Origin of the sequence: Microcoleus sp. B13-B6, assembly GCF_036705405.1 — a bacterium.
GTDB lineage: Bacteria > Cyanobacteriota > Cyanobacteriia > Cyanobacteriales > Microcoleaceae > Microcoleus.
The window spans coordinates 85,071-97,011 of the sequence record NZ_JAUBUJ010000020.1 but is presented as its reverse complement, the minus strand read 5'-3'; the positions used below and the strand labels follow the sequence as shown (position 1 = coordinate 97,011).

The 11,941-nt window shown below is 45.5% G+C and carries 13 protein-coding genes and 2 pseudogenes; 5 read left to right on the top strand and 10 right to left on the bottom strand.

The genetic code is table 11. From position 1 onward, the window contains the following. The first annotated feature begins 312 nt into the window (after positions 1–312). From QUB35_RS11800 to QUB35_RS11790, 3 genes are all read left to right on the top strand, one after another. Positions 313–663: a hypothetical protein gene (locus QUB35_RS11800; RefSeq protein WP_006635783.1), complete on the top strand. Its 351-nt coding sequence runs from the start codon at positions 313–315 to the stop codon at positions 661–663. 107 nt (positions 664–770) lie between these two features. Next, the gene (gene ycf46 / locus QUB35_RS11795; protein ID WP_333057291.1) at positions 771–2,291 is read left to right on the top strand and encodes a stress-responsive protein Ycf46; all 1,521 of its coding nucleotides are present in this window, start codon (positions 771–773) and stop codon (positions 2,289–2,291) included. Between the two features lie 130 nt (positions 2,292–2,421). Continuing rightward, the gene (locus QUB35_RS11790) at positions 2,422–2,775 is read left to right on the top strand and encodes a DUF1257 domain-containing protein (RefSeq protein ID WP_006635781.1); all 354 of its coding nucleotides are present in this window, start codon (positions 2,422–2,424) and stop codon (positions 2,773–2,775) included. A gap of 170 nt (positions 2,776–2,945) precedes the next feature. Here QUB35_RS11790 and QUB35_RS11785 read toward each other — a convergent pair whose 3' ends face one another. Then, positions 2,946–3,212, bottom strand: coding sequence for a glycosyltransferase family protein (locus QUB35_RS11785; RefSeq protein WP_333142094.1), 267 nt, complete (start codon positions 3,210–3,212; stop codon positions 2,946–2,948). Positions 3,213–3,347: 135 nt separating this feature from the next. Here QUB35_RS11785 and QUB35_RS11780 point away from each other — a divergent pair. Continuing rightward, positions 3,348–4,366 (top strand): annotated as a pseudogene (locus QUB35_RS11780) (IS5 family transposase); the annotation flags it as partial. Between the two features lie 34 nt (positions 4,367–4,400). On the opposite strand, the gene QUB35_RS11775 reads toward QUB35_RS11780, so the two are convergent. The 9 genes and pseudogenes from QUB35_RS11775 to QUB35_RS11735 all read right to left on the bottom strand — a co-directional run bounded on the left by QUB35_RS11775 (position 4,401) and on the right by QUB35_RS11735 (position 10,652). Beyond that, complete coding sequence (locus tag QUB35_RS11775) at positions 4,401–4,898, bottom strand: IS1 family transposase (RefSeq protein ID WP_445252026.1); 498 nt, start codon at positions 4,896–4,898, stop codon at positions 4,401–4,403. Continuing rightward, positions 4,890–5,280: pseudogene (locus tag QUB35_RS11770) on the bottom strand (IS1 family transposase); the annotation flags it as partial. The gene QUB35_RS11775 and the pseudogene QUB35_RS11770, both read right to left, overlap by 9 nt. 153 nt (positions 5,281–5,433) lie before the next feature. Continuing rightward, positions 5,434–5,709 (bottom strand): hypothetical protein, encoded by a 276-nt coding sequence (locus QUB35_RS11765; protein ID WP_333142093.1) that lies wholly within the window; start codon positions 5,707–5,709, stop codon positions 5,434–5,436. A 90-nt stretch (positions 5,710–5,799) separates the two neighbouring features. Beyond that, the gene (locus tag QUB35_RS11760; protein ID WP_333142092.1) at positions 5,800–5,985 is read right to left on the bottom strand and encodes a hypothetical protein; all 186 of its coding nucleotides are present in this window, start codon (positions 5,983–5,985) and stop codon (positions 5,800–5,802) included. 46 nt (positions 5,986–6,031) lie between these two features. Further along, a complete protein-coding gene (locus QUB35_RS11755) occupies positions 6,032–7,045 on the bottom strand; it encodes a glycosyltransferase (protein WP_333142091.1) in 1,014 nt (337 codons plus the stop codon). Positions 7,046–7,144: 99 nt separating this feature from the next. Next, on the bottom strand, positions 7,145–7,660 hold the full coding sequence (locus QUB35_RS11750; RefSeq protein ID WP_333142090.1) for a serine acetyltransferase: 516 nt from the start codon (positions 7,658–7,660) through the stop codon (positions 7,145–7,147). A gap of 143 nt (positions 7,661–7,803) precedes the next feature. Next, complete coding sequence (locus tag QUB35_RS11745; RefSeq protein ID WP_333142089.1) at positions 7,804–8,385, bottom strand: serine acetyltransferase; 582 nt, start codon at positions 8,383–8,385, stop codon at positions 7,804–7,806. Between the two features lie 196 nt (positions 8,386–8,581). Then, on the bottom strand, positions 8,582–9,592 hold the full coding sequence (locus QUB35_RS11740) for a glycosyltransferase family 2 protein (RefSeq protein ID WP_333142088.1): 1,011 nt from the start codon (positions 9,590–9,592) through the stop codon (positions 8,582–8,584). Positions 9,593–9,734: 142 nt separating this feature from the next. After that, on the bottom strand, positions 9,735–10,652 hold the full coding sequence (locus QUB35_RS11735) for a histone deacetylase (RefSeq protein WP_333142087.1): 918 nt from the start codon (positions 10,650–10,652) through the stop codon (positions 9,735–9,737). 77 nt (positions 10,653–10,729) lie between these two features. On the opposite strand from QUB35_RS11735, the gene QUB35_RS11730 reads away from it, so the two are divergent. After that, on the top strand, positions 10,730–11,239 hold the full coding sequence (locus QUB35_RS11730; protein ID WP_333142086.1) for a hypothetical protein: 510 nt from the start codon (positions 10,730–10,732) through the stop codon (positions 11,237–11,239). The last annotated feature ends 702 nt before the right edge of the window (positions 11,240–11,941 follow it).

Below are 11,941 nucleotides of genomic sequence, written 5' to 3'. Positions count from 1 at the left end.
CCGCCACGTGATTTATCCGTGGAATCAATCCAAAATCGAAAATCAAAAATCCTCAAGCCCCCGCATTTATCCGTGGGGTCGCCTCTAAAATCTCAAATCTAAAATCTCAAATCGATTGACGCTACCCATACCTGCCGCTGCACCTCGGCCTCATCAGCTACACCCCTAACTTTTTCGTTGTTAACTGCCCCAGATTTACGTCAAATGTAACGAAATATTACAAGATGACGCTAAAGCAGCATAGAGGCTTGACAGCAAAGAATTAAGCGGCTAATCTGATATACATACCCGGGTAAGTCAATTCACTGTCATATGCAAGAAAAGCAAAAAGTTACATTGTATCTTCCACCAGAACTGCATCGCCAGCTCAAAATCCGAGCCGCAGTCGAAACTGAACCGATGTCATCAATTGCAGAAAGGGCAATTGTCTTCTACCTAGGAAATCCCGAACTGGTTGACGAAGTAGAAGCCTCCTACGGACAAACCCATCGGGTATACAACTGTCCAGAATGCACGGGTTCAGTAGTAATGCGAGATGGAGAACTGGCATCCGTAACAAGTCAGCCGAGCGTATTGGCTGAACAGGATCTTCCAGTAAAGCAGGTGTCGGGCGTCAGTGCCAGCACGGCCAAACCGGGAGAGGAAGAATTGGTTCCCTGCTAAGAATGCCTTGCTTCCCCAAAAAGCTAAAACTGAACATTTCAGTAACAGGGCTAATGGCAGCATTGAGATTCAGCAAAGATAGCACCGTCTCTAGTGGGTCGAGGAATATGCAAGAAGAGATCAGTATTCTAATCCAAGCTCAATATCCTCTGATCTACCTCGTGACATCCGAGGAAGAGCGGTGTGAGCAAGCAATTTCGACAATAGCTCAAGCGAAACCACAGCGACGAGTATTTATCTGGACTGTAACTCACGGCATTGTGGAGTATGGTCAACCCCGCACCACCACCCAACACAACACCGTCTCGCCAGAGGCAGCAATTGAATGGGTGATCAGGCAGCGAGAACCCAACAGTAACGCTAGCATCTACATTTTCAAAGATTTGCATCCTTTTATAGATTCTCCTCCGGTAACGAGGTGGTTGCGCGATGCGATCGCCCACTTCAAAGGAACGCAAAAGACAATTATACTGATGTCTCCTTTGCAGCAAATTCCGATCGAGCTAGAAAAGGAAGTAGTGGTATTAGACTTCGCGTTGCCAGACATGAAGGAACTAAACCAAGTATTGTCTGGTCAGTTGGAGCAAACGAAATCGCGACGCATTACCACAGAAGGGCGAGAAAAACTTTTAAAAGCAGCCTTGGGATTGACCAAGGACGAAGCTGAAAAAGTTTATCGCAAAGCCCAAGTTTCGACTGGGCGCCTCACAGAAGAAGAAGTAGACATAGTTCTTTCGGAGAAAAAGCAATTAATTCGGCGCAACGGCATTCTAGAGTTCATTGAAGAAGACGAAACCCTGGATGCAGTCGGCGGTTTAGAAGAGCTGAAGCGGTGGCTGAGACAGCGTTCCAACGCCTTTACAGAAAGGGCGAGAGAATACGGCCTGCCCCAACCAAAAGGGATGTTAATTCTCGGCGTACCCGGATGCGGAAAATCGCTGATTGCTAAGACCACCTCCCGCCTCTGGGGACTGCCCCTGCTGAGGCTAGATATGGGTAGAGTCTACGACGGCTCGATGGTGGGTCGATCGGAAGCAAACCTCCGCAATGCCCTCAAAACCGCAGAATCGATCTCTCCAGCCCTCCTCTTCATCGACGAACTAGACAAAGCCTTTGCAGGAGGCACTGGTTCGGCCGACTCAGACGGAGGCACCTCCAGCCGGATTTTCGGTTCGTTCCTCACTTGGATGCAAGAAAAGACTTCCCCAGTCTTCGTAATGGCAACAGCCAACCGAATCGAGCGGTTGCCGGGAGAATTCTTGAGGAAAGGCCGATTCGACGAACTCTTCTTTGTTGATCTGCCTACCAAAGAAGAACGCCAAGATATATTTAAGATTCACCTGTCAAAGCGCCGTCGGGAAATTACTCGCTTCGATTTAGAGCAACTTTCCAATGTTTCCGAGGGCTTTTCAGGTGCAGAGATTGAGCAAGCGCTAGTAGCCGCAATGTACGAAGCCTTCGCTCAAGATCGAGAGTTTACGCAGCTAGACATCATCGCGGCCATTAAATCCACAATGCCACTGTCTAAAACAATGACCGAACAGGTCACCGCCCTGCGAGATTGGGCTAGACAGCGTGCACGGCCCGCTGCGTCTTCCGTCGCTGAATACCAGCGAATGGAATTCTAAAAGCTTTCTCCTGGTCCAAACAGGAGCAAAGGCTAGCAACAGCTAGCAGTTCGATTCAAGAGCCGCCCAGCGGCACCGTTAAATCCAGACCGTTGTTGTTTCTCTCTCAGTTGTATTAGGAGGAAATCCAATGTCTCACTTTAGCACACTGCGTACCAAAATCACCGATGCCGAAATCCTGAAAGCTTCCCTGCGCGACTTGGGCATTTCAGTCAAGTCAGAAGCTGATGTTCGTGGCTATAACGGTCAGCGCGTTCGCTCCGACATCGTGGCGATTCTGGAAGGCGAATATGACCTCGGTTGGTCTCGCAATAGCGATGGTTCCTTTGACCTGATTGCCGACCTCTGGGGTGTCGCCAAAAAGCACAATCAAACTGAGTTAATCAACTCCATCAACCAGAAGTACGCAGTTAACAAGACCTTGGCAGCAGTCAAGCAGCGCGGTTTGCAAAATGCCAACGTTAAGCTGGTAGTGCAAAACTAATTGATCTGCATGTTTCCAAGCTCGCGGGTTAACCAAACAAACGGGTTAACCCGTTTTTAGCTAGCTAGGATGTAGAGCGGGGTCTTTGGGTCGCCACATACATTTTTAGCACCCCCAAGCAGCAGCTTTCAACCTGAAAGCTGCTGCTTTATGCTTTAATGGTCGGCTACCTAATGCTTGGGGGAATCGTCGATCGTTTGTTGATAAATTTCAAGCATTCGATCGACTTTGTGTTCCCAATCAAAATGCTGCCGGACTCGTTCCCGTCCCGCACAACCCATACTCTGCCGCAATTCTGGTGACTGGGCGAGCTTGAGCATCGCATCTGTCAGTCCCTTGACAAAGCCTTCTCTGGAAGCGGGTTCTACTAAAATACCGCAAGTGGAATTCAGATAATCTGCAGGGCCGCCCCAGTTCGTTGCTAAGTAGTTAAGCAAAATTAATTACATAGGGCTTGCTGAATAAGCCTAAAACCCTTACCTGAAAAGACTTTGACTCGCGAGCGGCGCGGATAAAGTGTAAGACTATGAGCTAAAATTAGTCAAAAGCCATGCACAGTATCACTTTCGTTGATGTACCGAAAACTTGACCCAACCCCAAAAGCACCGTCCAACTTTGACCTTAACGGACAGGGACAATTATCAGAGAATAATCGTTGGGTAATCATGGCAAAAATAATTCCGTGGTCAGAATTTGAAGTAGAATATGCCAAAAATTTCACCTGTTCAACGGGAGCGCCCGCCAAATCGTTTCGTATGGCCTTGGGGGCATTAATAATCAAAGAAAGATTAGGAACTAGCGACGCCGAAACAGTAGAACAAATAAGAGAAAACCCATACCTACAATACTTCCTAGGTCTGAGTGGTTATAGTAATGAAGCACCATTTGACTCATCCATGTTCGTTTATTTTCGGCAAAGAATAGGTGTCAACCTCGTCAATAAAATCAATGAAAAAATGGTCAAAAACCAGACCCAAGTGCAAGGAGAGGAAGTAGAAAAAAGTCATCAGACCTAAGTGAGCCTAAGAATCAAGGAAAATTAATATTAGACGCAACCTGCGCGCCATCCGACATTAAATATCCGACGGATTTAGGACTATTAAATCAAGCAAGAGAACATACAGAAAAAATCATAGATGCTCTACACAATCAAATTCAGTCACCCGTAAAAAAAAAGCCGATCGCATATCGAAACCGAGCCAGGAAAGAATACCTAACTCTAGCAAAAAAACGCAAACCACAACGAAAAGAAAGAATAAAAGCCATTAAAAAACAACTGCAATACATCCAAAGAAATTTGACGAATATAGAGCGAATGGGTGAGCTACAGTTGCTGAGTAAATCTCATTATAAAATGCTGTTAGTAGTTGCAGAAGTCTACCGTCAACAGTTGTCAATGTATGAAAAGAAAGAACATAGTATTCCCGACAGTTGGATAAGTTTAAAGCAACCACATATCCGCCCCATTGTCAGAGGGAAAGCCGGGAAATCCGTTGAATTCGGGGCAAAACTGTCAGCCAGTTGTCGAAATGGGTACGTATTTTTAGACCGAATTAGTTGGGATAATTTCAACGAATCAGGAGACTTAAAAATACGGTAGTAATAAATATGTAGTGATTAGATATTTATTGGCTCAAAACATAGTTGTAATGATGGATAAAATACCCAATAGCACCAATATGGTTTTCTAACTTTTTAGAAAATGAAAGAGTCTTTCTTACGATCCGAGAAACACGTTGGCGCAAAGTATTATTAAATCTTTCAATGTGATTAGTTTTTCCACTATCTTTACCAACTGGCTGATGGCGTAGCGAAGGAAAAATACAAGCATATGCAGCCCAAAAATCTGTATAGCAAACAGCACATTGTCGATATACAGGAGGTAGAGAATTCCATAATTGTTTTGCTCCTTCTTCGCTACGAGCGCCAATATAAACACCAATAATTTCTCTGGTCTCTGGGAGCATCTCATATTTGTAAAAATACTTCTTCTGGCTCCTTCCTTCTTGTGGCTCCTTCCTTCTTCCTCTTTCCTTCTGCCTCCTGCCTCCTGCCTCCTGCCTCAAAACTCCAATTTCTAGCTTGGCCGCAAAGGTGAGATGCTCCCTGGTCTCTCTATCCATTGCTAACCACACCCATTGCTTATTTTTTTTGCAATCTACAAATGACCAAAGTTCATCACATTCAACATTCAATCTGACTTTTTTTTTAGGTTTAACCTTTACTGTTCGTTCGATTGAGGCATATTTATTATTTACGTAATCCTGTAACCATTTTTGAGAAACACCCGTGCTTCTAGCTATACCAGCCAACGAAATCTTATCCAAAAGAAGTCGATCGATTAAATATGATTGTTTGTGAGGTAATTACTTTGTTGGTCGGATTTTCGACAAATTGGCGACCGCAACTTTGACATTTGTATTTTGGTTTTTTATTATGAATTCTACCATTTTTAACTATGTGATTTGAACCACAATCAGGGCAATTTGGTCGTGAGGGTAGCATATTCTATGACTAAACTAATATTGGCAGATACCACGGATTCCAGTAATAGTTACTTATGATAGCCTAACTGTAACTCAATCTACATTCGAGCGCGTAAAGAAATATTAAAATCACAAAATTTGATTGTGTTATTTATAAAATAATCTTATGTATTCAATTACTGTAATTAAACTTCACTACATATTTATTACTACCAAATTGAGCAAATTCTTGTCTGGCCGTTTCTTGAAAGCCTGGTGGAAATGGGATGCCCCCATTCACAGGCACTAGAATAAAAGGAGTCTGCTGACACACACTGACTACCTTAAACGGATATCGGGGCATCATCGGGGTAATTGCATGAACTATGTCATAATCTCCGTTGAGAATTTTCCCTTTAAATTTTTGGTAGACTTGCTGATTAAACTCTGCATAAATTGGGTAGCTCAAGGCATTATAAAGAGGCCAATTTACTCGCCCGTTAGCCGTAATCTTGGCTACTATTTTATAATACTGTTTGTTAAAATTTCCTTCTTCCAGCTAGAAAATATTTTCGTATTCCGGGTGTTTTTCGAGAGCGGGTTTATTTCTAATATGGGTAACGAGGGTTGCATCAACTAAGTTGTTAATTTTTTGAAAAAAATTGTATCCCACCAAAGGTACAGATGCCCAGTCAGGATTGCACTGCTCTACAATTAGTAAAACTTTTAATTTTTTATTACTCATTTGTTTGCTACTCAGGGGTGGATTTTCTGGCACGTTACCTGTAATTCTAGCTGGCTGAATTAATAGAGTTGGTTGTTTTGTATTCGATTAGTTTGCTCTGCTGCCCCAACAATCGGCGCTGGTGAAACTGGATTTGACCTTGTAGCTGGGGAAATTTGGCTAATACGCATGACAAAGCGTAGATGGCTGCGTCTTTAGTTGTGAGATCCCGATGCTTTATATAATAGTTATAGGTGCGATAGGTTGCTAAGGGGTAGCCACTCAATAGTAACAAGCTCCAGCCTTTTGTCGGCCATGTCATTGCCAAGGCTAGGGCTGGTAAGACTAATCCCCACAGCCAGGTGCTTCGGGTTTCTTTGACCCAATGGCGCTCTGGTTCGCTGCCGTGCATCCAGGAACCCTCGGCATAGGCGTGACCCGCTCTTTGAGCCCGCTTCCACCACTGAGAGAAACTGCTCATTTGCGCGTCGTGCAGGGTCATTTCTACATCTAAGCGGAGGATTTTCCAACCTTTTTGGCGCAACCGCAAGCACAGTTCGGGTTCTTCGCCGGCTATTAGTGTGGGATTGAAACCTTCGACTTGCTCAAATGCTGCCGCGCGCATCATGGAATCGCCACCGCAGGCTTTGGTTTCGCCGATGGGGGTATCCCACTCGATGTCGCACAATTGGTTGTAGATGCTGGCTTCGGGGTATCGTTCGCGCCTGCGCCCGCATACTGCTGCTACCTCGGGTTTGGCTGTGAGTTCGCTGTAGGCCCGATCGATCCAGCCGTCAACGATTTCGCAGTCGCCGTCTACAAATTGGACAAATTCGATGTCTGGAACTAATTGCAGCAAGCGGGCAAAGCCTTCATTTCTGGCGCGTGCTGCGGTAAACGGTATAGATAGGTCGAGTTCAACTGTATCGGCTCCGATCGATCGGGCTAAATCTAGGCTACCGTCTGTTGAGCCGGAATCGACATAGACGACGCGGGCAACTTTGTCTGTGGCAGACACTAGGCATTGGCGGAGGCGCTGCCCTTCATTTCGTCCGATCGCCACTAATCCCACTTGTTTCAACTCTTACCTCTAAAATTCGACTACTGAGCAGTTCCTTTTATATTTTAATAAAAGTCGAGCTAATTTCCTAATTTTTCTGCGACTTATAGAAATTATTTTTCAGACTCCCTGGGTTTTTTTTTCGATTATTTTTGCCGGTATTCCCACAGCGGTTGCACCTGGTGGCACGTCACAAATCACCACAGCATTGGCACCAATCAAAGCATGATCGCCGATCGTTACGGAGCGAATAATTTTCGCTCCTGCACCGATATCGACGTGACCGCCGATTTTGACATCACCAACAATTGTCACCTGTTGAAGAATCAGACAGTTAGGGCCAATGGAAGCACTGGGATGAATGACAATGCCATTAGGATGAGGCAGCACCAGTCCTCCTTGTATTTGGCAGTTTAAAGGGATGTCTGTTGCAGTTACCACGCTCCAAAATCGATACTGAATAACGTTCCAACGGCATAAAATATATCCTGCAATTCCACCCTGCTTCTGCCACTTTTGATAGTTGCGGATAGATTTGAGCAGTTGGCGACTGGGTTCCCACCAGTTGCTGGGTTTTTCGCGGCTCCAGTCTGCTTCTGTAGCAGAAACGATTGGCTTAGTGATTGACTCAACCATTATTTGTGGAATATTTTGATGATGTTGACAATTGTGCCTATGTGTGGAGTTTGCCTTAACAGCCATCTTTAACTTGAGTAGGTAGATTGATGGAATCTCCGCAGAGTTATAGGAGAAGGAAAAGGCAGAAGGAAGACAATGATTTAAGTATTGTTTTCAGCAGGGCGGGATTTGATAATTTTGGCTGGGATACCAACGGCAGTTTGACCTGCGGGAACATCTGATAAAACTACAGCATTGGCACCGATATTTACGTCGTCTCCCAAGTTTACTTTTCCGAGGATTTTTGCGCCAGCGCCGACGTTAACCCGATCGCCCAATTGAGGAGATTCTAGCGGTTTGTCCAAATAGCGGTTTCCCAAAGTTACGCCTTGGCGGATAATGCAGTCGTCGCCGATCGTACAATATCCGTGAATAATAATAGCGTTTTGATGTTCAATCACCACGCGACGACCGAGCTTCACAGTGTAAGGCAAATCTATCCCGTAACTATTGCGGACTTTTCGGTAGAGCGATCGATAAATAATGCTCAAAGGAGCTCGCAGTAATTTCGGTTCTACCTGCATTCTCCAGACGCCAAAACGCTGCACTGCTACGGCGCGAAATCCCGGTTTTGTCCAATCTCGACCATGAGCAATCCAGTCTTCTTTAATTTGCTGCCACAGTCCCATGCCGGGGTTTTCTACTTGATTTTCACTGGTGATTAAGTTTTGCTCAGTTACCATAAGCTCTAATTCACACTATTTCTTGTTTACTGTATTGCTAGATGCCCACGATATTAATTGGTTAATCAGGTTTTTGAGAAAAAAGCAACCCGGTTTTATCGCTCAAGAATACTAATTCCTGGTCTGCCTCTGCAAATATTTTGCTTTGCCTAGGTTAACCTGGTTTAGTTGGCTTTTACCGATTTACCAACTCCCTTTAAAAGTTTTTGGATTTTTCAATCTTACCCCCCTTAAAAAATACACTATTTAATACAAAATCCCTCAGCAATTGTGGTGGATCGCCATCTGGTTTGCCTTGAAGTACGCGACGCACCCTCCAGGCTGCAAAACCTGAAGCCCAGGATACATCAGTTAATGCTGTGTAAACCAAGCCGTAGTTTTTGATAAAGTACCTACGCCGGGAATCAAACCAATAAGTCGGCAGCCGCTTGGCGGGCTTTTTGGTGTCAGTGACGCCTGAGCTTTGGCCGACTAAGTGCACCACGCGACTTTCGGGTACGTACCAGCAACTCCAGCCAGCTTTGTTCGCTTGCAGACAAAAGTCCATTTCTTCGCAGTACATGAAATAAGCTTCATCCATCAAGCCAATCTTTTCAAATACTTCGCGACGGACGATCATGCTGGCTCCAGCTACCCAATCAGTTTGACAGGTTTCTTGGGAAATGGGAGGCGCTGCGGCCCAGTTGGCTAATAACTTGGATATAAAGCCTGTCCGCCAACCAAAATCGAGTTCCGTCAAGATGTTGTGAAACCGAAAAGCTGACTCCTGGGGCGTGCCGTCGGGGTCTTCCAAGCGGCTGCCGGCGATGCCGGCTTCGGGATGAGTGTCCATGAAATCGACGAGGGCTTTGAGGGCACCGGGGCGAACTATGGTGTCTGGGTTGAGCAGCAGGAAGTAAGGGGGGGGATTGGTGGATTGGAGGGCGGGACGGATCAGGGCGTTGTTGCCGAAGGCAAATCCGCCGTTGCGGTCTAGGGGAACGAAGGATGCCCATTCATTCCAGCCTTCTGAGGCGATCGCACTACTAATTTCTTCGACGGAGCGATCGCCTGAAGCATTGTCGGCAACTACAACTCGCATACCGGGCAGCGATTGAACTTCGCTAACTAGAGAGCGCAAGCAGTCTATTGTCAAACTAGAGGTTCGGTAGTTAACAATGACAACCAGCAGTGGATAGGGGTGATTGGAGTCGCTGGCCTTCGACATAAGTACCGTTGTTTGTTTAACAACTTTTTAGCTCAAGTTGTACCGATCTGGCAAGCTGGAGCGATCGCTAATAGTATTTTTATTTATTTCGGTGAGGGAGACTGTTTTTTCCGCCATATTTCCGAAGTATCGCCGCTCTGGATCACAGTCGATACTGCCTGTAGGCTTGACTGGCGGCTCGGTGCAGCAGCGAATGTCGGTAAACTAACCCCTTAGCGTCATCGGAATAGCCCCCGCCAATCACGCAGGCAACGGGATAGCCACCAGCCAAACACGCCATCAAAACTTGCATTTCCCGGCGAAATAAGCCCGTATCAGTTAAAGCTAATTTTCCCAGTTTGTCACCGTGATGAGGGTCTACTCCAGCATCGTACAAAACTAAATCGGGCTTGACATTTGAAAGCAAATCTGGTAAGAATTTATCCAAGGTTTGTAAATACTCGTCGTCCTCCATACCGACAGGCAAAGGTACATCTAAATCGCCATTTTGTTTAGTGCCGGGAAAATTGACTTCGCAGTGCATGGAGAAAGTAAAAACGCTACTGTCATCTTGGAAAATTACGGCGGTTCCGTCTCCTTGGTGGACATCTAAATCGACAATTAAAACTTTGCGAACTAAACCATTTTTTTGCAAGACGCGAGAGGCGATCGCCAAATCATTAAAAATACAAAAACCCGACCCAAAAGCTGGGAAGGCGTGATGAGTTCCGCCCGCAGTATTGCAAGCCAAACCGTAGTCTAAAGCGAGCTTTGCAGTTAGTACAGTTCCTGCAACCGCAGTGCAAGTGCGATTAGCAAGGGCCCGACTCCAAGGCAGACCAATTCGCCGAGTCGCTTTGCTATCGAGCGTCCCGTTGCAGTAAGCTTGAACATAGGAGTGGTCGTGGACTAATTCAATCCATTCTTGAGGGGGAAGTTCGGGAGCGTGAAATTGCGATTTATCTGCTACCCCGTCCGCGAGCAGCATCTCGTAAAGCATCCGAAACTTTGCCATCGGGAAGCGGTGATCCGGTGGCAGAGGTGCAACGTAATCTTCGTGGTAAATAATTGGTAAGTCCATTAAAATTATTGTATAACGAATGAATCTCCAATTGAACGCCTGCAATCTCAAATTTAAATTCCCTGGAGAACTTGTATATGCAACAACTAAAAACAGTCTGGCAGTCCGGCAGCAGCCACCCCGAAAATGCTGACAATCTCGATAATATTAGTCAGTGGTGGGGAAACCTCAACGGGAAAGAAATTAGCTGGGTAGAGCGACTGATTCCGCAAATCGGCGGTCTGAGCGAAATTCACTGGCACCCCCAGCGTTTTGACGAAACATTTGTGATAGTCAATCCTGAAATTCGGGAGGAAACTCTCTATTGGTACATACCCGATTCTCCTGTCCAACGTAACAACACTGTTGACAAATTAGAACTTGACAACTTGCAACAGCAATTGTACATCTATCCTCAGTTGGAATCGGAACTGGTAATTCGCGTAGGAATTCCCGAAGTTAAATATCAAACACTTGAATTAAACAATCCCGAAATCGCCTTGGGGGCAGATAATCTGCTGCTGCTGTGGGAATCTGAGCAAGAACTAGAAATTAAAATTTACTTGAGCAATGAAAATATTGCTAAACTTAAGGAATTGCTGGCATAGAAAAGACCGAGAAAATAGTTTATAGCCTTTATCAGTAACATGAGGTGCTCACGCGGGCATAGGGCATAGGGCGTAGGGCATAGGGCATAGGGCATAGGGCATAGGGCATAGGGCATAGGCATAGGACTGGCCCCCCTCACCACGCTTGAGAACCGCTATATATGGTAGGCTTTGGGTGCGGGGCGAGCGATCTATACTCTTAGTCACCTATAAATATCTTAAGACTGAGGGGCGGGTGCGTCGAAACCGAGGTTTTTCACAGCCATACTTTGTTGCAGCGAAAAGAGTAAAAAAAACAGTTTCTTCGCCTCGCGGTACGTCCAGGTGTGTATCTCGGCTAAAACCCTTTGAATGTGGCAGCAAAATGTCCAGAAACTTGCGTTATCCTCCTGGGACTTTTAATGCAAAAGTCAAGCAAAAAATAGTCCTGGACGCATCAACCGGGTTGTACAAAAATACTTGGTTACAGCCCTTGAACAAAGTTAAAAAACCCGGTTGCTTTGGTCGGGAGTGCGTAAGCGAAGATTGTTTTTCTGCCAACTTAATTGGGACATCAAATAAGGGGATTTGTTGGGGCACTCAAAGGTGGTTAAATACGGTTATTTGGGGTGGGCAACTTAAGACAAGTAACCAATAAGTTGAAAAAATAGAAGGTGCGTTAGTTGATGGGCTAATACCGCATATTTCATTTAGATGTAGTAC